The organism is Haloarchaeobius litoreus (assembly GCF_024495425.1).
GTDB classification, from domain to species: domain Archaea; phylum Halobacteriota; class Halobacteria; order Halobacteriales; family Natrialbaceae; genus Haloarchaeobius; species Haloarchaeobius litoreus.
Map to the genome: position 1 here is coordinate 110454 of NZ_JANHJR010000002.1, position 18721 is coordinate 129174.

General features: G+C 68.7%; 25 protein-coding genes. 9 read left to right on the forward strand and 16 right to left on the reverse strand.

What is annotated here, in order from left to right; genetic code table 11:
• Window positions 1–82: 82 nt before the first annotated feature.
• The 5 genes from NOW55_RS07360 to NOW55_RS07380 form a co-directional block, all read right to left on the reverse strand.
• Window positions 83–1192 carry an N-acetylmuramoyl-L-alanine amidase gene (locus NOW55_RS07360; RefSeq protein WP_256399459.1) on the reverse strand — a complete coding sequence of 370 codons (1110 nt, stop codon included), beginning with the start codon at window positions 1190–1192 and terminating at the stop codon, window positions 83–85.
• Window positions 1193–1292: 100 nt separating this feature from the next.
• The gene (hisE, locus tag NOW55_RS07365; RefSeq protein WP_256399460.1) at window positions 1293–1625 is read right to left on the reverse strand and encodes a phosphoribosyl-ATP diphosphatase; all 333 of its coding nucleotides are present in this window, start codon (window positions 1623–1625) and stop codon (window positions 1293–1295) included.
• Window positions 1622–2071: a bifunctional nuclease family protein gene (locus NOW55_RS07370; protein ID WP_256399461.1), complete on the reverse strand. Its 450-nt coding sequence runs from the start codon at window positions 2069–2071 to the stop codon at window positions 1622–1624. The genes hisE and NOW55_RS07370 overlap by 4 nt, the downstream gene beginning before the upstream one ends.
• A gap of 39 nt (window positions 2072–2110) precedes the next feature.
• Entirely contained in the window at window positions 2111–2719 is a 609-nt protein-coding gene (gene pdxT, locus NOW55_RS07375; protein ID WP_256399462.1) for a pyridoxal 5'-phosphate synthase glutaminase subunit PdxT, read from the reverse strand.
• Between the two features lie 81 nt (window positions 2720–2800).
• The gene (locus NOW55_RS07380; RefSeq protein WP_089733897.1) at window positions 2801–2962 is read right to left on the reverse strand and encodes a preprotein translocase subunit Sec61beta; all 162 of its coding nucleotides are present in this window, start codon (window positions 2960–2962) and stop codon (window positions 2801–2803) included.
• Between the two features lie 125 nt (window positions 2963–3087).
• Between NOW55_RS07380 and NOW55_RS07385 the strand changes: the two genes are divergently transcribed.
• On the forward strand, window positions 3088–3357 hold the full coding sequence (locus NOW55_RS07385; protein WP_256399463.1) for a thioredoxin family protein: 270 nt from the start codon (window positions 3088–3090) through the stop codon (window positions 3355–3357).
• 92 nt (window positions 3358–3449) lie between these two features.
• On the opposite strand, the gene npdG is transcribed toward NOW55_RS07385, so the two are convergent.
• From npdG to NOW55_RS07405, 4 genes are all read right to left on the reverse strand, one after another.
• Window positions 3450–4118, reverse strand: coding sequence for an NADPH-dependent F420 reductase (npdG, locus tag NOW55_RS07390; protein ID WP_256399464.1), 669 nt, complete (start codon window positions 4116–4118; stop codon window positions 3450–3452).
• A 398-nt stretch (window positions 4119–4516) separates the two neighbouring features.
• Window positions 4517–4921, reverse strand: coding sequence for a hypothetical protein (locus NOW55_RS07395; RefSeq protein ID WP_256399465.1), 405 nt, complete (start codon window positions 4919–4921; stop codon window positions 4517–4519).
• Window positions 4922–5011: 90 nt separating this feature from the next.
• Window positions 5012–5536, reverse strand: coding sequence for a hypothetical protein (locus tag NOW55_RS07400; protein WP_256399466.1), 525 nt, complete (start codon window positions 5534–5536; stop codon window positions 5012–5014).
• Between the two features lie 119 nt (window positions 5537–5655).
• Entirely contained in the window at window positions 5656–5946 is a 291-nt protein-coding gene (locus NOW55_RS07405) for an ArsR family transcriptional regulator (protein ID WP_256399467.1), read from the reverse strand.
• A gap of 116 nt (window positions 5947–6062) precedes the next feature.
• Between NOW55_RS07405 and NOW55_RS07410 the strand changes: the two genes are divergently transcribed.
• Window positions 6063–6401: an EMC6-like membrane protein gene (locus NOW55_RS07410; RefSeq protein ID WP_256399468.1), complete on the forward strand. Its 339-nt coding sequence runs from the start codon at window positions 6063–6065 to the stop codon at window positions 6399–6401.
• A 3-nt stretch (window positions 6402–6404) separates the two neighbouring features.
• Window positions 6405–8219 (forward strand): ribosome biogenesis/translation initiation ATPase RLI, encoded by a 1815-nt coding sequence (locus tag NOW55_RS07415; protein ID WP_256399469.1) that lies wholly within the window; start codon window positions 6405–6407, stop codon window positions 8217–8219.
• 44 nt (window positions 8220–8263) lie between these two features.
• On the opposite strand, the gene NOW55_RS07420 is transcribed toward NOW55_RS07415, so the two are convergent.
• Window positions 8264–8866, reverse strand: a complete 603-nt coding sequence (locus NOW55_RS07420; protein ID WP_256399470.1) for an OsmC family protein — start codon at window positions 8864–8866, stop codon at window positions 8264–8266.
• A 161-nt stretch (window positions 8867–9027) separates the two neighbouring features.
• Window positions 9028–9852 carry a helix-turn-helix transcriptional regulator gene (locus tag NOW55_RS07425; protein ID WP_256399471.1) on the reverse strand — a complete coding sequence of 275 codons (825 nt, stop codon included), beginning with the start codon at window positions 9850–9852 and terminating at the stop codon, window positions 9028–9030.
• A 152-nt stretch (window positions 9853–10004) separates the two neighbouring features.
• On the opposite strand from NOW55_RS07425, the gene NOW55_RS07430 reads away from it, so the two are divergent.
• On the forward strand, window positions 10005–10496 hold the full coding sequence (locus NOW55_RS07430; RefSeq protein WP_256399472.1) for a response regulator: 492 nt from the start codon (window positions 10005–10007) through the stop codon (window positions 10494–10496).
• Between the two features lie 15 nt (window positions 10497–10511).
• On the opposite strand, the gene NOW55_RS07435 is transcribed toward NOW55_RS07430, so the two are convergent.
• Complete coding sequence (locus NOW55_RS07435) at window positions 10512–11213, reverse strand: SDR family oxidoreductase (protein WP_256399473.1); 702 nt, start codon at window positions 11211–11213, stop codon at window positions 10512–10514.
• 220 nt (window positions 11214–11433) lie between these two features.
• On the opposite strand from NOW55_RS07435, the gene NOW55_RS07440 reads away from it, so the two are divergent.
• Window positions 11434–12024 carry a 50S ribosomal protein L15e gene (locus NOW55_RS07440; RefSeq protein WP_256399474.1) on the forward strand — a complete coding sequence of 197 codons (591 nt, stop codon included), beginning with the start codon at window positions 11434–11436 and terminating at the stop codon, window positions 12022–12024.
• 126 nt (window positions 12025–12150) lie between these two features.
• A complete protein-coding gene (locus NOW55_RS20750) occupies window positions 12151–13017 on the forward strand; it encodes a DMT family transporter (protein ID WP_256399475.1) in 867 nt (288 codons plus the stop codon).
• 57 nt (window positions 13018–13074) lie between these two features.
• Here NOW55_RS20750 and psmB read toward each other — a convergent pair whose 3' ends face one another.
• Both psmB and psmA read right to left on the reverse strand, forming a co-directional pair.
• Entirely contained in the window at window positions 13075–13764 is a 690-nt protein-coding gene (gene psmB / locus NOW55_RS07450) for an archaeal proteasome endopeptidase complex subunit beta (RefSeq protein WP_256399476.1), read from the reverse strand.
• Entirely contained in the window at window positions 13761–14507 is a 747-nt protein-coding gene (gene psmA, locus NOW55_RS07455; protein ID WP_256399477.1) for an archaeal proteasome endopeptidase complex subunit alpha, read from the reverse strand. The genes psmB and psmA overlap by 4 nt, the downstream gene beginning before the upstream one ends.
• A gap of 201 nt (window positions 14508–14708) precedes the next feature.
• Between psmA and NOW55_RS07460 the strand changes: the two genes are divergently transcribed.
• From NOW55_RS07460 to NOW55_RS07470, 3 genes are all read left to right on the forward strand, one after another.
• A complete protein-coding gene (locus NOW55_RS07460; RefSeq protein ID WP_256399478.1) occupies window positions 14709–15020 on the forward strand; it encodes a helix-turn-helix domain-containing protein in 312 nt (103 codons plus the stop codon).
• Window positions 15017–15418 carry an arsenate-mycothiol transferase ArsC gene (locus NOW55_RS07465; protein WP_256399479.1) on the forward strand — a complete coding sequence of 134 codons (402 nt, stop codon included), beginning with the start codon at window positions 15017–15019 and terminating at the stop codon, window positions 15416–15418. Before NOW55_RS07460 ends, NOW55_RS07465 begins: the two co-directional genes overlap by 4 nt.
• A gap of 69 nt (window positions 15419–15487) precedes the next feature.
• Window positions 15488–16498: an AIR synthase family protein gene (locus NOW55_RS07470; protein WP_256399480.1), complete on the forward strand. Its 1011-nt coding sequence runs from the start codon at window positions 15488–15490 to the stop codon at window positions 16496–16498.
• A 19-nt stretch (window positions 16499–16517) separates the two neighbouring features.
• Here NOW55_RS07470 and NOW55_RS07475 read toward each other — a convergent pair whose 3' ends face one another.
• Together NOW55_RS07475 and NOW55_RS07480 are read right to left on the reverse strand one after the other, a co-directional pair.
• Window positions 16518–17555 carry an ATP-binding protein gene (locus NOW55_RS07475; RefSeq protein ID WP_256399481.1) on the reverse strand — a complete coding sequence of 346 codons (1038 nt, stop codon included), beginning with the start codon at window positions 17553–17555 and terminating at the stop codon, window positions 16518–16520.
• A gap of 114 nt (window positions 17556–17669) precedes the next feature.
• The gene (locus NOW55_RS07480; protein ID WP_256399482.1) at window positions 17670–18554 is read right to left on the reverse strand and encodes a mechanosensitive ion channel family protein; all 885 of its coding nucleotides are present in this window, start codon (window positions 18552–18554) and stop codon (window positions 17670–17672) included.
• Between the last annotated feature and the right edge of the window lie 167 nt (window positions 18555–18721).

An 18721-nucleotide genomic window follows, 5' to 3' on the forward strand; every position in this document is an offset into this window, starting at 1 on the left:
CTGCGCGGACGTATAAGGCGTTCCTTGTGGGTTCGTGCGCCGAGACGTGGTGTACGGTGGCGGTCCGCCGTGGGGTGCGGTGCTACACCGCGGCCAGCCACTCCTCGGGGCACCACGCCCAGACGTTCGTCCCGTCGTCGAAGTGGACGCCCCACCAGGTGTAGCCGTCCTCGTCGACCGGCCCGTTGACGACGTTGCCACCGGTGTACGCGGGCATCACCTGGACCTTCGGGGCGTCGAGCCCCGGCTGTTCGCGGACCCACACGTCGGCGGTCGTCTGGACGGGTTGCTCGTCGGAGAACGTGGCACCTCCCCCGGCAGCGAGGTACGCCTCGACGGACCAGCCCCACACGTCGGCGTCGAGCCAGTGCAGCCCCCACCAGGTGTAGCCGTCGGACTCGACGGGACCGTTGACGACCTCGGCGGTGGTGTCGGCGGGGAACGTGTCGACGAGCGTCGCGCTCGTGTCGGGCTGCTCGCGCGTGTTCAGGTCGGTGGTGTTGTGGACGATGTCGCCATCGGCGAAGGTGGGGTCGCTCCCGCCGCCCCCGCCGCCGCTGCCGTCGTTCACGAGCGACATGAAGTAGTCCCAGTCCCACGTGTCGCCGGGGTCGACCTTCCCGCCGGTGACCTGTGAGCAGTCGTACGGCGAGGGGATCTGCTCGTGGCCGATGACGCCGCCCTGGCCGTCGTACGCCGAGCAGGGCGCGATGTCGTAGGTCGGGTGCTGCATCGGCACGTCGTACGTCTCGCAGACGTACCGGACCACGTCGGCTGTCTGCTGGTAGATGTTGTCGTTGAAGTCGGTCGAGTTCGCGTAGCCCTCCATCTCGATGGAGACGCCGGTGTCGTTGTAGGGCCCGTTGCCCTGCGTCCACGCCACGTCCTCGAGCTGGACCATCTTCGTGGTCTGGTCGGCCTGGTTGCCGACGACGTAGTGCGAGGAGACGTTCGAGTCGGGGTTCTGGAACCAGCTGATACAGCCCTCGTAGCTCCCCTCGATGGTGTGCAGCACCACCCAGCGGATGTCCGAGGCGCTCCGGCTCGCGTTGGTGTAGTTGCTCGAATCCGCGGGCTGCCAGTCGTCGGTCGGGTCGGCTGCCGTCGCGGTCGTCGCCGCCATGCCCGAGAGCGCGAGCGCGCCCAGCGACGCACCCGTGGCCCGCAGGAACTGCCGTCTGTTACCTGTCATGACACGCTACTGCATGCCAGGGGAGGGGGCAAGAAGCTTTTTGAACACTCCGTACGTTCACGAAAGTTTCTTTTGGTTATTGTTTATGGTGTTTGTAGTTTCACCGCCGCTCCGCCAGCTCCGCCCGCAGCTCGTCGATGTCAACGTCCTTCATCGAGAGCAGGACGAGCAGGTGGTAGACGATGTCCGCGCTCTCGTGGACGAGCTCCTCGTGGTCGTCGTCCTTCGCCGCGAGCACCAGCTCCGTGGTCTCCTCGCCGAGCTTCTCCAGCACCGCGTTCTCGCCCTTCTCGTGGGTGAACAGGCTGGTCGTGTAGGAGCCCTCGGGGAGGTTTGCCTTGCGGTCCTCGACGACGGCGAACAGCTCGTCGAGCACGTCGGCCGTCGACTCGTCGGTGGACTGGCTGGCAGGCCCGGTCGGTTCGCCGCTCATGCGTACTCCGTCACCTCGCGGATGTCGTCCAGTTCGGCGAACTCCCCGGCGTCGCGGCGGCTGTCCTCGAACACCGCCGTCGAGATCTCGATGGGAGCGTTCGTGCGGGCGGCGAGCGCGAGCGAGTCGCTCGGCCGGGCGTCGACGACGACGTCGTCCCGCGGGGTGGCCACGTGGAGGTCCGCGATGTAGGTGCCGTCCTCGACCGCGCTGACGACGACCTGCGTGACCCGCCCGCCCAGCTCCTCCACCACGTCGAGCAGGAGGTCGTGGGTCAGCGGCCGGCCGATGTCCTCGGCGTCGAGGCCACGGGCGATGGCCATGGCCTCCTCGAAGCCGATGAAGATGGGGACCACGTCCTCGGCGTCCTCGACGCTCAGGACGACCACGGGGACGGGTCCGTCGCGGGTTCCCGCGACGCGGACCGCGTCGATGGCTGCGTTCATGGCCGGACGGAGGGGACCGAGGTAGAAAAGTCCCCGCTCTCACCGGGCCAGCGGGTCGGCCTCGTCCGCGGCGAAGAAGGCGAGCCGGTGGACGCGCACGTCGGGCGTCAGCTCGGGGTGGAACGAGGTCGCCACGACGGGCCCGTCGCGCACCGCGACCGGGCGCTCGTCCCACGTCGCCAGCACCTCGACGTCGTCGCCCACCTCGTCGATGACCGGCGCGCGGATGAAGACGGCCGGGAACGGCTCGTCGAGGCCCGCGACGTCGAGCGGTGCCTCGAAACTGTCCTTCTGTCGGCCGAACGCGTTGCGGTCGACGCTCGCATCGACGAGGCCGAGCGTCTCGACGCGGTCGTCCTTCGCGTCGCGCGAGGTGACGATGAGCCCGGCACACGTCGCGAGCATCGGCTTGTCGGCCTCGACGTGGGCGACGATCTCGGGCGCGATACCCTCCTCGTGGAGCAGCCGGGAGATGGTGGTCGACTCGCCGCCCGGCACGAGCAGCAGGTCGCAGTCGGGGACGACGCCCGCATCGCGTATCTCGCGTACCTCGACCTCCTCGCCGTGGGCACGGCCCGCCCGACGGATGGCGTCGGCGTGCTCGGAGACGTCGCCCTGGACGGCGACGACGCCAGCGACTAGTGTCATATCCCGACCTAGCGAGTGCCGAAGGAAAAGCCTCGCGAGTCCGCGATGCTGCCGGTGTCGTGGACGGGGACGTGCCCGAACCTACAGCGCGACGCGCAGCACCATCACGAGTGCGCCGAAGAAGACACCGAACGCGACGACCGTCTTGGGGTCGATCTGGATGGCGTTGCGGTCCTCGGCGTCGAAGTAGCGGACGAGTCCGGCACTGGACATCAGCCCGCCGGAGTTCTCTCCCTTGCTCATACCGGCCTCTCGTCACTGCGACGGTCTAAACCTTTCGACACCGCGTTCGGGTCGCTCCCGCGGTCGTGTACGCTCCTCGCCTAACCAAACCCTTATGCGCGCAGCGAGGGAACAGTCGGCCGATTATGGCAGTCACGCTCAAGGACTTCTACGCCGACTGGTGTGGCCCCTGCAAGACGCAGGACCCCATCCTCGACGAGCTCGAGGAGGACTGGACCGACCGGTTCGAGGTCGAGAAGATCAACGTCGACGAGGAGCAGGACGTGGCGAACGAGTACCAGGTCCGCTCGCTCCCGACGCTCATCGTCGAGAACGACGACGGCGTCGTCGAGCGCTTCGTCGGGGTCACCCAGCGCGAGGACCTCGAGGACGCTCTCGAGAAGGCCGGCGCGTAGACACGCCGACGCGTAGACACGTCGACGGTGGCGGCCGGGGCAGCCGCCTGCAGTACCGAGTTCCGCGAGCAACAGCAGTCGTTCGTCGCCCGTTACTCGAACGTCACGCCGACGTCGTGCATCCCGTCGTTGTAGCGCGCGATGTTGATGACCAGCGGCGTCACGCTCTCGACCTCCGCCGCGTTGGCGAGCGGGCCGGCGTCGAGCGAACGTAGTCCCTCGATCTCATCGGCGAGCCGGCGTACGATGTCCTTCGCGTCCGTGTCGTTCCCGACGACCAGCGTGTCGAGGTGGAGCTCCACGTCGAGGTTGGCGAGCCGGTCCGCCGAGAGGTTGTGGAACGCGCCGACGACCGACACGTCGTCCGGGGCCGCCTCGGCGGCGATGGCGGTGACGCTGCCCGCGCCGGGCCGGTGGTAGTGCATCCCGTCCTCGTCGCCTTTCATCCCCACCGCCGGTGAGACGAGGATGGTGTCCTCGTCCAGCTTCCCCGCCACCGAATCGACCGTGTCGCCGACGTGGTACGGCGGGACGGCGAGCACGACCACGTCCGCGCGGTCGGCCGCCATCTCGTTGACGAAGCCCTTCACCGTCCGGTCGACGCCGCGGCTGTCCAGCTCCGTCTCGTACGACTCGGCCGCCGTACGCGCCTTCTCGGCGTCGCGCGAGCCGATCAGTACCTCGTGGTCCGTGTCGTAGGCCCAGCGGAGCGCGAGCCCCTGGCCGATGTCGCCCGTGCCACCGAGCAGTGCGATTCGCATACGCGTGTCGTGGACCCGGACCGTGAATAAGGGTTCGGAGTCGGCAGTCACGAGGTGGGTCTACTGCGTGGGCTGGCTGCGGTTCCGGTGTTGGTCGTCGCGGTGTTGCGCACCGTGCAAACGTCTCCGTTGACGAGAGCAACGGGTGGGGGAACAGTCGGGAAGCCCCGACCGGCTCGATGGCTGCACTCGCTGCGCTCCCGATGTCCTCGCGCGGAATGGCTCGCGGCCTTCGGCAGACGAGCCAGCCGCGCGCCGGCGGTGGCGGGTTACAGTAATTGTGAACGCTGATTGACTCGGAGCTCGCGGTACGCTCGCCAGCGCGCTGTGCTGGAGCACGGGAACCGTCGCGAGCAGTCCGGAAACAGCGTCCAGCGACGGAAACAGCGTCCAGCGACCTACTCGTCCCGTGCGGGCGTCTCGTTGTACTCGCCGGCCCGCCAGAGGAAGGTGAAGAACGCGAGGAAGTAGCCGAGGGCGGCACCGGTCCAGCCCGCGAAGCTCGGTATCGCACCTTCGAGGGCGGTTGCGGCGGCGAGCGCGCCGATGACGGCGGCGAGTTCGACGAAGACGAGGTCGCCGAACTTCCCGGCCCAGGAGCGCTCTTCGAGGTAGCCGTCGGTGTCGAACGTGCCCGCGACGAGGGCGAAGACGGCGATGCCGACGGGTGTCGAGAACGCGATTCCGAGGGCGGTGCGCTGGGCGTCGGACATGCCGGCGATGGGGGTCGACTGGAACGTGCCGGCGACGAAGCTCCCGACGACGAGGAAGACGAGGACGGCGGCGATGCGCTTGACGTTCATGGGCTGGCTACCGTCCCCGAGCACGAAAGGCGGTTCGACTCCGGGCGACGTTCGGACCGACGTGACGGTCGGTCGTGGCGACAGCGTTGTTCACGCCGCGGTGACGGTGATGGCCGCGATGCGGACCTCCTGACCGTCCGCCACGTAGAACACGGTGACGACCTCGCCGGAGTCGACGCCCACGAGGCTGACCGAGTCGCCCGGCGCGACGGGGTCGTCCGGGCCGGTGTCGAACCGGAGGTCACCCCACGTCGCCCGGTCGCCGTCGACCGCGACGACGAGGCGTCCGGCCGGGACCGATTCACCGCCGGCGTGGCTGAGTGTCGCGGGGCCATCGGGCTGGACCGAGAGGTCGAACGCGACGTCCGGTGCCTCGACCGGTTCTTCCGGGCTCTGCGTGAGGGCCCAGGCGACGCCGGCGATGCTCGCGCCGACCATGAGGACGACGACGCCGACGACCACCAGCCGTCGTCGCGGGTTCTCCGTCTCCGGGGCCCGGGGGTCGGTCGCCGGCGAGCGCACGTCGGCTGACTGCTCGTTGTCCGTGGTGTCCTGGGTCGGCCCGCCGTCGCGGGTGCCGTCGTCGGACGGCGGACCCCCGTCACCATCGCTCATAACCGACCCCTCGCTCGCCTCGGTTAAAGGCGGTGTGGCCGGCGGCGAGCGCACAGCACGACTTCGATTGGGCGGTCGCTATGGACCGGACCGCCGAGAACGAGTGCAGCGAAAGAGTGTTACTCCGCGCAGCAGGGCTCGGCTTCGTTGCAGTCGGCCTCGCCGCCGTCGGCTGCCACTTTCTCCTCCTCGATCTCGTAGAGACTCTGTCGAGCATCGGCAAAGTAGACGTCCTGATTGACGAGATCGATCTCCTGTAGCCGTTCCAGTGCGTACCTGACCGTCCGGGCCGAGAGCATCGACTCCTGGACGATCTGCTTCTGCGTGAGCGGGCCGTCGTATTCGAGCACCTTGTACACGAGCTTGGCGCTGGGCGGTAGCTCCTCGAGTTCCTCCCCGGTTGTGCTCATCGTTACGAATCGAAAACCGCCACGACCTTAAACTTCACCCCAACGAGCCTACTGGACACCTGCCAGGACGGGAGACAAGCGAACGCCTTTTTACCGGCGCTCACACACCCACGAACATGGCTACCGACACGGCTGGCTCCGACACGGCGGACTCGGAGGACCAGCACTTTCATACGGTCACGCGGACGGCCCTCTCGGCGGGGGTCGGCGTCGCGGCGGCCTTCCTCTCGGCGTCGCTCAGCGCTGGGGCCGAGACGGCGACGATCGCGGCACAGAACCAGACGGCACAGCTCGTCGTCATCGTCGCCATCGCGGTCCAGCCGCTCCTCCAGCGGCTGCTCGGCGTCTACAAGGACGACTTCGGGGCGAAGGACTTCCTGTTCATCGCGTTCATGACCTTCTCCTTCTGGTTCGTGACGTGGGGAATCATGCTCACCGCGCAGCACACGGGGTGACCGATGGCGGACGATAGCATCGCGGTGGTCGACCTGGAACGGTGCCAGCCCGACCGCTGCAACTACGAGTGCAAGAACTTCTGCCCGCCGAACCGCACCGGGAAGGAGTGCATCACCCTCCGCGGCGAGGAGGCCATGGAGGGGAAGCCCGACCAGGTGCGCATCTCCGAGGAGATCTGTCTGGGCGAGACCTGCGGTATCTGCGTCGAGAAGTGCCCGTTCGACGCCATCGAGATCATCAACCTGCCCCAGGAGCTCGACGACGAGCCGGCACACCGCTACGGCGAGAACGCGTTCTCGCTGTACGGACTGCCCGCCCCGGACGAGGGTCGCGTGACGGGTATCCTCGGCCCGAACGGTATCGGGAAGACGACCGCGGTCCGCATCCTCGCCGGGGAGCTCACGCCCAACCTCGGGAACTACGGCACCGAGCCCGACTGGGACGACGTGCTCGACCGCTACCGCGGCACCGAACTGCAGGCGTTCCTGCGCGAGCTCCGCGATGGCGACGTGAGCGTCGCCCGCAAGCCGCAGTACGTGGACCAGATCCCGAACCAGTTCGACGGCACCACGCGCGAGCTGCTCGCCTCGACCGACGAGCGCGGCGACCTCGACGCCATCATCGACCGCCTGAGCATCCGGCCGGTGATGGACCAGCACATCGGCGACCTCTCCGGCGGCGAGCTCCAGCGCGTCGCGCTGGCCGCGACGCTGGCCCGGGACGCGGACTTCTACTTCCTCGACGAGATCACGCCGTACCTCGACATCGGCCAGCGCGTCACCGCCGCGCGGCTCATCCGCGACCTCGCGGCCGACGGCGACCGGTCGATGCTCGTCGTCGAGCACGACCTGGCCATCCTCGACCTGCTCGCGGACAACCTCCACGTCGCCTACGGTGAGCCCGGCGCGTACGGTGTCGTCACGGACCCGAAATCCGTCAGGAACGGCATCAACGAGTACCTGAAGGGCTACCTCGACAACGAGAACATGCGCATCCGGCCGAACGCCATCCAGTTCGAGGAGCACGCTCCGCGCACCGTCGCGAAGGGCGACGTGCTCGTCGAGTACCCCGACCTCGAGATGAGCTACGGCGAGGGCGAGTTCTCGCTCACCGTCGACGGCGGCACCGTCCACGAGAACGAGGTGCTCGGCATCGTCGGCCCGAACGGCATCGGGAAGTCCACGCTCGCGAAGCTGCTCAACGGCAGCCTCGAACCGGACGAGGGCGAGCTCGACTTCCGGCTCGACATCTCCTACAAGCCACAGTACGTCGAGATCGACCAGCCGATGCGCGTCGACGTGTTCCTCCAGTCCATCACCGACCAGTTCGGCTCCTCGTACTGGAACACGGAGATCGCCCAGCCCCTCCAGCTCGAACGCATCATGGAGCAGAACCTGGAGGACCTCTCCGGCGGCGAGCGCCAGCGCGTCGCTATCGCGGCGTGTCTCTCCGAGGACGCCGACCTCTACCTGCTCGACGAGCCCTCCGCGCACCTCGACGTCGAGCAGCGCGTCCAGGCGACCAGCGCCATCCGGCGCTACGCCGAGAGCCAGGACGCGACCGTCATGGTCATCGACCACGACATCTACATGATCGACCTGCTCGCCGACCGGCTGATGGTGTTCGACGGCGAGCCCGCCGAGCACGGCCACGCCGGCCGTCCCCAGGCGATGCGCTCGGGGATGAACGAGTTCCTCGCGAACCTCGACGTGACGTTCCGACGGGACGAGCGCACGAAGCGGCCCCGGGTCAACAAGCCCGGCTCGCAGCTCGACAAGCAGCAGAAGGACGAGGGCGAGTACTACTACTCGGCCTGAGCCGGGACCGGTTCGCCGCCCCCGTCCCGGCCGTCGGGCCTCGATCAGTCGTCGGCGGCCTCGACGGGCGTGTTGAGGCTCACCTCGACGTCCTGTGCGAGCGAGACGAGCGTGTAGACCGGGGCCCGCCGCGCCCACTCGTCGACCATGTCCGGGTCGAGGTCCGGTCCCTCGATCTCGACCTCCGCCGTCAGGTTCTGGAACACCGAGTCGGCCTCGGCGACCTCCGCGAGACTGAACAGGACCGCGGGGTCGAAGTCGGTCCGGACGTCCGTTCTGAGGTGGTCGATCTCGACGCCGTTGGCGGCGGCGTTGATGCTGATACCGACGTTGATGCAGGCGGCCAGCGCCGACAGCGCCGCCTCGACCGGCTCGATCCGGTCGGTCGCCCCGACCCACCCGCCTGCGTCGAGCACCTCCTTCCAGCCGCCGTACGGGACGGTGTACTCACGGGTCTCGCGGGCGATGGTGTCGCCGCCGAGCTCGTACGAGTCGATCTTCGCCAGGCTGTGGGCCGCGGTCCCCTCGTAGGTCGCCGACGCGCCGAGTCCGAGCTGGACCGCCTCGGGCTCGGTGGCCGCGTGTTCGGCGAATTCGCCGAGTGTCTCCAGGTCTATTCCGTGTGCGATCGTCTGGTCGTCGGTCATGTGGTGTCGCCTCCCGGCGAACGGAGATACGGGATTCGAGCCGTTGTAGTTATCTCGTGCGATTTCGGCGGTAGGTTGCACTCCTGCAGTCGCTGCGACCGTACCACTCTCTGCCGACGGGTCGGGGACTGACCGGGTGGCAGGTCCACCGTCCGCCGGCATCACCCGGGGAGCGGTGCGGGTTCGAACGGCCGGGCGTCGGCGCTGTGGCGCTCGTAGACCTCCCGGGCCCACTCGCGGACGGCCGGGTGTGCGGTGTCAATCAGCGCCTGTACCGTTCCGCTCTCCCGTTCGTAACAGCTGATGGCGACGCGGTCGTCGAGCAGGGTGGTGCCGTACGGTGGGAGCTCGTCGTGTTCGAGGACGGAGAAGTTCTCCCGCTCCAGCAGCTCGGTGCTGCGCTCCGGATACGTCGAGTAGAAGTACGTGTGGCAGTTCAGTCGGTCGATGATCGTCACGTCCAGCCCGTCGTCGACCAGTCGACAGAGCAGGTCGAAACAGGGCTCCATCAGCGCGACCTCGGGGCGGATACAGCGGAGCGTGTCCGTCGCCCCGAGGAGGGACTCGAACCGGTTCACGGGCTGGTACGGACAGTCGGGGCCGGCGACGGTCACGGTCAGCTCGGACCAGCTCTCGACCGGGAGCGCGGTGACCTCGTCGGGCAGCCAGTGCCAGACGTCCCGCAGCTTCCGTTCCGTCCCGAGCCTGTCGAGCAGTTCATCGACGCCCTCGGCGACCGCCTCGCCCAGCCGCGTCGCCACGTACTTGTAGCCGTCCTTGCGGACCCAGAGCCGGTCCTCGAACTCCCCCATCGTCCGTCGTATGGTGGACGAGGACACGTTCACCAGCTCACAGAGCTCGGAGCGGCTGCGGGGCCGTTCGGTCAACAGGACGAGTGTGGGGATTCGGTGCGGCGACCGTGCGAGGTAGGCGACGTCCCCGACCGACCCGTCGTCACTGCCGTGTGGAATGGTACCTCTTTCCATACTTCGGGTACGTCGAGCGCGTCAAAAACTGTTGGGTAGCCGTGTGGGGAGTCGGGTGTGGACGTGTGTCGCTGTCCGGTCACCGCCGAACGGGACGTGGTTGCACCCTCGCTCCCTCAAAACACTTACCGAACGAGACTGACGGGTCGACCATGCGACGCCGCGCCCTCCTCGCAGCGACCGCGACCGCGCTCGGAAGCGCCACCGTCGCCGGCTGTCTCGGCGACGGCGCGACCGACGGCGACGGGACGACTACCCACACCGACGCTGTCCCCGAGAACTGCTCCGAGACGCCCGACATCGACGGACTGCCGGCACGCCCGGAGAGCCTGACCGAGTCGAGCGTCGTCGACTACGTCCGCGAGTTCGAGGAAGTGTACGTGGTGGCGACGGACGACGGCTATGCCGGTATCCGATCCATCACCGTCAGCGAGGTCACGGCGGTGGAGGACGGCTACGAGGTCGACATGGCAGTCGACGGGGTCGAACCGACCCGGACCGGGACGGCGACCGAGCAGCCCGTCGACGCGACCGTGCACCGGGCCACCTACCGCCTCCGGGGGCGCACGCTGGTCCGGGAACTTCGGGGGCACCCAGCCAACCGGCTCATCTGGACGGACTGCTGGACGGTCTCGAGCAGGTGACCCCGGTGCCGCAGGTCACCACGGTTGCCGCTTGTCCGTCGCGTCGACCGTCAGCTCGCGGAGCTCCACGTGGTCCGGCCGGGAGACGGCGAACACGATGGCGTCCGCAACGTCGTCGGGGTCGAGCGCACGGCCATCCCACTCCGCCCAGTCGTGCATCTCGGTCACGACCGGCCCCGGCATGACGGTGGTGACACGGACGTCCTCCTCGCGCATCTCCTTGCGGAGCGAGTCGTGGAAGCCGTTGACGCCGCACTTCGACGCCGTGTACGCGCTGCCCCGTTCGGCGGGATACTCGGCGTTCATCGACGAGACGCAGACGACGTGCCCGCCCCCGTCGAGCACGGCCGGGAGCGCGGCGTGGACCGTGTTCATCGTGCCGAGGAGGTTCACCGCGACCTGTCGTCGGAGGTCGGCTCCGTCGGCCTCGGCGACCGGGTCGAACGTGGCCACCCCGGCGTTGTTCACCAGCACGTCGATGCGCCCGAACCGCTCGCGCGTCGCCGCGACCATCGCGTCGACGGCGTCGGGGTCGGTCACGTCCGTCGGCGCGACCAGCGTCTCGCCATCGATGTCGTCGGCGAGTGTCGCCAGTCGCTCCGCCCGGCGCGCGACGAGCACGACCGCGGACCCCTCGCGTGCCAGCGCACGGGCCGTCGCCTCGCCGATACCGGCGGACGCGCCGGTCACCACCGCGACGCTCTCTGTCAGTTCCATGACTGCGTTGTCGTCGGCTGACGAGTAAACGCCATCGACACGTGTTACCGATGACCACGGTCTGCCGCCGACGGGGTTTCGAAGCCCTTAACCCCCTCAGTGGGGAAGTTCGGGTAACTCGCTGGCGGACGGGCTCCAGCGGGCACCTGCGCACAACAGGTCATCGGAATGTGGTTCGCCGACGCGAACTGAACCGGACAACGCCCGTGGTGATACACACATGGCACGAAGCTTCTACTCCCACATCAAGGAAGCCTGGCGGGACCCGGACGACGGGAAGCTCGCCGAGCTGCAGTGGCAACGAAAACAGGACTGGCGACAGGAGGGCGCAATCGAGCGCGTCGAGCGCCCGACCCGGCTGGACAAGGCCCGCGAGCTGGGCTACAAGGCCAAGCAGGGCATCGTCGTCGCCCGCGTCTCGGTCCGCAAGGGGAACGCCCGCAAGCAGCGCCACAAGGCCGGTCGCCGGTCCAAGCGCCAGGGCGTCAACCGCATCGGTCGCCGGAAGAACATCCAGCGCATCGCCGAGGAGCGCTGCGCGCGCAAGTACCCGAACATGCGCGTGCTCAACTCCTACTGGGTCGGTGAGGACGGCTCCCAGAAGTGGCACGAAGTGATCATGGTCGACCCCGAGCACCCGGCCATCGAGAACGACGACGACCTCAGCTGGATCTGCGACGACAGCCACACGGGCCGCGCGTTCCGTGGCCTCACCAGCGCCGGCAAGCAGAACCGTGGCCTGACGTTCAAGGGCAAGGGTACCGAGCACACCCGTCCCTCGAACACCTCCGGTCGCGGCCGCGGCAAGTAACCACGCCGCCTTCTCTCTGTTCCGCACCGCGCCCAGCCGCGCGTCCGTCGAACGGTCGCGACGCGGTGGGGTCGAGGTCCTGCCGCAACCGGACGGTTCATCCCGGCCCGCGAGGGAGCATGAGCCGTGAACGGTATCGCCCTCGCGCTGTTCGCGGCGGTCCTCTTCGGCGGCTACATGTTCGGCGTGAAACGCTACTTCGCCGCGTACCCCGCTTCGGTCTACATGTTCGGCGTGTACGCCGCCGCTGTGGCTTGGTACCTCCCTGTTGCCGTGGCGACGACGGACGGCCCGCCGGTCCCGATGACGGTGACGGGACTGGTCGCGTCGCTCGCGGTGAGCGTCGGCGTCGTCGTCGCGCTGCTCGCGTTCTTCCGGGCGCTCTCGACGGGTGACGTGAGCTACGTCGCGCCTATCAGCAAGGTCGTCCCCGCGTTCGTCCTGCCCATCGAGGTGCTGTTCCTGCACGAGCGCCTCTCGATGGTGCAGATCACGGGTATCGTCGTCGTCACGCTCGGGCTCTACCTCGTGAACTACGAGCCCGGCACGCTGCTGGAGCCGCTCCGACGTGCGGTCCGTGCCCGGCCCGCCCAGCTCGCGCTCCTCAGCGCGGCGACATTCGGCGTCGTCGACGTGGGGAAACGGATCGTCCTGCAGGAACTGGGCGTCGACCCCGCCGCGTTCGTCGTCGTCATGCTCGTCACCACGTTCGTCTCCATCGCGCCGCTCGCGCTCCCGAAGCTGGACCGCGCGGCCATGGCCGCCGACTGGTGGAAGTTCGTCGCCTTCGGCGCGGTCGTCGCCGTCGGCCAGCACGTCATCTCCCTCGCGTTCACGACGCTCCCGGCCAGCGTCGCCTCGCCCATCGTCAACGCGCAGGCCGTCGTCGCGGTGCTGCTCGGCGGCGTCGTGCTGGAGGAGTCGAACTTCCGCGTCCGGCTGGCCGCCGCGAGCGTCGCCATCGCCGGTGTCGCCCTGATCACTCTCGGATAGGCAGCGCGGACCGACGCCGGCAGCACGAAAAAAGAACTCGCGAGACGAAACCGCGACTTACAGCTCGTCCTCGTCCGGGAAGTCGTCGTACTCCGTGATGTCGACGCCGTCCGCGGTGACCTCACAGAGGACGAGCCCGTTGCCGGAGCCGGTGTCGCGCTCTGCGGCGCTGTGGACGGCGCGGGCGGCGAGGCGGCGGGCCTCGTCCATCTCGATGTCCTCGTGCCACTCGCCCTCGAGCAGGCCGTAGGCGACCATCATCCCGGAGCCGGTGACGGTGTAGTCGTCCTTCATGACGCCGCCGGCGGGGTCGATGGAGAAGACGTGGCTGCCGTCGTCGTCGACGCCGCCCAGGATGGGGTTGATGGCGAAGAACGGGCCGCCGCGGGCGAAGTTGCCCGCGAGCGTGGCGAGCGCCTCGATGCTCATGTCCTCGCCGCGGCGGGTCTCGTAGAGGTTGACCTCGGCGCGGAGGGAGCTGATGAACGACTGTGCGCCGCCGACGCTGCCGACGAGCGTCATCGCGGCGGTCGGGTGGATCTCCTCGACCTTCACGACCTGCTTGTTCGAGACGAAGCGGCCGCCGAGGCTGGCACGGCGGTCGGTCGCGATGAGGACGCCCTCGTCGGTCGCGATGCCGATGGTGGTCGTCCCGGTCTTGTTGACGTTCTGTTCGTCGTCGGCCTGTTCTCGCCACTCGGAGGCGCCGAGTTCGGGTTCGTAGGGGTCGGTGTTGTCGAGCTTCATTCGTCGTCACCCTCCATGAGGAGGTCGAGTTCCGCGAGTCTGTTCTCTATCTCGTCCAGTTCGAGGGTCCGGTACTCACCGCTTTCGGTCTCTATCGTCGAGATGGCGAGTCCCTCCGGCGGGAAGCCGTCCTCCTCGCCGACGGCCAGTGCCTCGATGGCGAGGTCGATACCGCCCTGGAGCGTGAGCTCCGCGTCGTACTCCTTCTCCAGGTAGCCCTGGATCTCCTCGCGGTTGCCGCCGATGGCGATGGCCTTCCACTCGTACGGCGTGCCCGAGGGGTCGGTCTCGAAGAGGCGCGGCTCGCCGTCCTCGACACCGCCGACGAGCAGTGCAACGCCGAACGGGCGCGCGCCACCGGTCTGGGTGTACTGCTGGATGTGGTCTGTGACGGCCTTCGTCAGCGTCTCGACCCCGATGGTCTCGCCGTAGCGGAGCTGGTTGACCTGGGCCTGCCGGCGCGCCACGTCGATGAGCTGGCGGGCGTCGGCGACGTGGCCGGCACTCGCGATGCCGACGTGGTCGTCGATCTTGTGGAGCTTCTCGACGGAGTCGCGCTCCATCAGCGGCGAGCGGCTGCGACGCTCGGCCACGAGGACGACACCCTCCGGTGTTCGGATCCCGACGCTCGCGCTGCCGCGCTTGACGGCCTCGCGTGCGTACTCGACCTGATAGAGACGTCCGTCCGGCGAGAAGATAGTGATCCCCCGGTCGTACGCCTGCTGCTGGTTTTGACCTTGCATTGTCTGCGTTAACCTGAAGTTAGCGACGTGTTTTTAAGTACTTTTTTGTACTCCCCGGCGGCGGGATGGGGACTGCTGCGTGTCTTCACCGTGGTCTCCCAGCCCCATAACGACGTTGCACTCGGCAAGGGTGAGTGCGTCAGGAACTGGCCGACAGACGGCCACCCGAACAAGCATATGAGCAGCTGTTCATCTGTGAATATGGCTGCGACTGACCGGCTTGAGTGGCTCATCGCCGACGAGTGCGGGAGCTGCTGTGACGGCGACGTGGACGCCAGTGTCGCCGAACTGGAGGATGTTCGCGACCGGGCAGCGCTCGACCCGCTCGTGGACGTGAGCGACAGCGCGGTGAGCCACGCGCTCTCGACCCTGGCCGACGCGGGCCTCGTGGACCGCCGGAAGGAGGGTCGCTGGCGCTACTACCGGGCGACCGACCGGGCCAGGGCGCTGCTCGCGGCCGTGGACCCCGGCCACGCCGACGCGACCACCGAACCCGGAGGGACCGACGAATGACCACCCTCGGTTTCGTCTGCGTGCAGAACGCCGGTCGCAGTCAGATGGCGACCGCGTTCGCCGAGCGCGAGCGCGACCGTCGCGACCTCGACTGGGAGATCGTCACCGGCGGCACACTCCCCGCCGACCACGTCCACGAGGCGGTCGTCGACGCGATGGCCGACGTGGGCATCGACCTCTCCGACCGGACGCCGCGGGAGGTGCGCGACGACGAGCTCGAGTCCTGTGACGTGGTCGCGACGATGGGCTGCTCGACGCTCTCGCTCGACACCGGCGTCGACGTGCGAGACTGGGACCTCACCGACCCCGACGGCGAACCCCCGGAGGAGGTCGCCGCCATCCGCGACGAGGTCGAGCGCCGGGTCGTCGCGCTGTTCGACGAGCTCGAGGACCGCTGACGCGGCGGACCGACTCGCGGGCCCCGCCGAACGGTACGCCTTTCCACCCCCGGCCGGTAGTTCGGGACGATGACCGACCGCGGAAAGATCGACCGCTCGTTCTTCGACGAGGTGATCTACCCGAACCTCGGTGCCGACCGCGACGACGTGGCGCTCGGTCCCCGCCACGGCGTCGACTTCGGCGTCCTCGACGTGGGCGGCAAGGCGGTCGTCACCGCGACCGACCCCGTCTCCATCCTGCCGGACCTCGGCTGGGAGCGCGCCGCCCGCTTCGCCCTCGGCGTCGTCCTCGCGGACGTGGCCGTCTCCGGCATCCCGCCGAGCCACCTCGCCATCTCGTTCTCGCTCCCGCCCGCGATGACCGACGACGAGTTCGCGACCGTCTGGGAGACGATGGCCGGGGAACTCGAAGACCTCGGAACGACGGTGCTGACGGGCCACACGGCCAGGTACGCCGGCTGTGCGTTCCCGTGGGTCGGCGGCGCGACCGTCCTCGGCGTCGGCGACCACGAGGACGTGATCCGACCCGACGGCGCGCGCCCCGGCGACCACCTGCTCGTCACGCACGGGCCCGCGGTGGAGGCGACCGCGCTGTTCGCCGCGCTGTTCCCCGACCGAATCGACCTCCCCGACGACCTGCTCGCCCGGCAGGCCGAGCGCCTCCCGTCGACCGAGCACGTCCGCGATGCCCTCGTCGCCGCCGCGAGTGGACCCGTCACGGCGATGCACGACGCGACGGAGTGCGGGCTCCAGGGCGCGCTCGTCGAGCTCGCCGGCGGTGCGGGCGTCCGCATCGACGTGGCGTCGGCGGCGACCCCGGTGTCTGACGAGGCCGCCGCTCTCTGCGAGTACTTCGACATGGAGCCGTGGGCAGCGACGACCAGCGGGAGCCTCCTCGTCGCCGTGCGGCCCGATGGCGTCGACGCCGTGGTGGACGCGCTCGAATCCCGTGGGACGCCCGTCGCCGACGCCGGCCGAATCAGCGCGGGCGAGGGGGTCTACGTCGACGGCGAGCGCGTCCACCACCCCGACGAGGACCCCGCCTGGCGCGTCTGGGCCGAGCTTTCGGGCGCGGAGTGAGCGACCGCGGTGACGCCGCTCACCACCCGTTGCCGTCGAGGGGCAGCAGTATCCGGACGACGTTCCCGCGTGGCTCGTTCGTCTCGAACACCAGCTCGCCTCCGAGCGAGTCGATGCACCACTGCATCACCCAGAGGCCGAGCCCGGAGCCGTGGTACGTGTCGGTCTTCGTCTCCGACGCGTCGAGGACCTCGATCTCGACCTCGGGGATGGGCGGCCCGTCGTCGACGACCCGGATCTCGCCGCGGCCGCTCTCGGGGTCCTTGGTGACGCTCACCTCGACCGACGGCTGTTCGCGGTCGTTGTGCACGATGGCGTTCTCGATGGCGTGGCTGATCGCGTGGTTCAGCCCCTCGTCGGCCAGCACCCAGACCGCCGCCTGTTCGTCGAGCCGCACGGCCGCCTCGGGGTACTGCTGCTGTGCCGTCACGACCTGCTCGCGGACGAGCTCGTTCACCGAGGTCCGGGAGCGCCCCCTCGCGTTCGGGTCCGCGATCTCCTCGAACTCCTCGATGGAGTCGCTCAGCGACCCGATGTCCACGGCGATGTCGAGGATGGTCTCGATCTCCTCCTCCAGGCGCTCCTGCTCGACGGCGTCCTTGAGCTGCTCGGCGTAGCCCATGAGGACGGTGATGTCGTTCCGGAGGTTGTGACGGACGACGCGGTTGAGCAGCCGCAGCCGGCGCTCACGTGCCTTGTACTCCGTGATGTCCCTGACCTCCGCGAGCACGCAGTCGCCCCCGCCGATCGCGATTCCCGTGAGGTCGACCGACACCCAGCAGATCTCGCCGTCGCCTCGCTCGATCTGCCACTCGAACGACTGGGGGTCGCCGTCGGCCGCCGCCTGGATGCGACCCACGGCCGTCTCCTGGGTGAACTTCGTCGTCGGTGCGGTGAAGTCCTCCACCTGCATCGTCCGGAGCGTGGGGGCGTCGTACCCGAACAGTCGTTCCAGTCGCTCGTTCACGTCGAGAATCCTCCCGGTCGTGGCGTCGTGGAGCAGCACGCCAGTCGTCAGCGAACCGAACTCGTCGGGGAGTCTGGCCGACCGACTCATCGACGATGATGGTCGGCCCGTGGTCGTTCCCCTCCGCGGTCTCTGATAGCGAACCCCGCCATGCGACAGGGATGGTGGTTCGGGTACGAATAGTTACCGGCAATCAGGCGACCGTCACTCGGCCCCGTCGACCTCGATCCGCCCCAGCAGCTCGCGCTTCGACGCCGGGGCGATGGTGATGCCGGCCCGGTCGAGCTGCTCTTTCACCCGTCGGGCGTAGTTCGACCGGATGCGGAAGAGGCTGCGCCGACTCGGCGCGGTCACCCAGAACTCGGCCCGGAGGACGACCGCGTCGCCCGAGAACTCGTCGACGTACGCCGTCGGGCTCGGCCCCTCGACCACGCCGTCGACGTTGCGTGCGGCCTCCTGAAGCAGCGCCATCGCCTCGTCCACGTCGTCCTCGTAGGCGATACCGACGTGCTCGACGACCCGCGTGCGGTCGTAGCCGTGCGGCCGGGTGACCGCCTGGCTCGTGAGCTTCGTGTTCGGCAGCGTCACCAGCCCGCCGTCGGGCGTCTGGACCCGCGTCACCCGGAGCGTGATGGCGCGGACGGTGCCCTCGCCGTCCTCCCACTCGATGTAGTCGCCGACGTTGAACTCGGGGTCCAGCACGAGCACCATGCCGCTGACGAGCGACGCGATGACCGTCTGTCCAGCGACGCCGAGTGCGAGCGTCCCGGCGGCGACGACGAGCGCCGACGACTGCAGGAACGCGCCGTAGCCCGTGACGAGTGCGCCGACGAGGAACGCGACGACGACCACGAGCAGCCTGAAGTACCGCGAGATCGCCTCGTCGACGGTCGGGTTGTTTCGGTTGCGAGCCTGGACGATGCGGCCGATGGCCGGGTCGAGGACGTACCAGCCCAAGATGAAGACGAGGGCGAACCCCAGCACACCCCAGCCGAGTCGCACGACGTTCGGCCAGTCGTCCCCGAACTGTGAGGGCCAGAACTCAGGCGGCGTGGCCTGGAGCAGGAGCGACATCGCGTCCGAGAGCATGTTCGGCTCGACGTGAGTCAGCCACTAAAGTACAGGCGGCGATTCTGCTCACCTCGTGTCTGGTAGTCGTGGAACCCTCTGGAACCGAGACCAGGCGGCATCCTCCCTCAACCGTCGAATCCCCTGCAATCACGAACAGGCGGAAAGCCCCCGTTCGCTGACGCGCG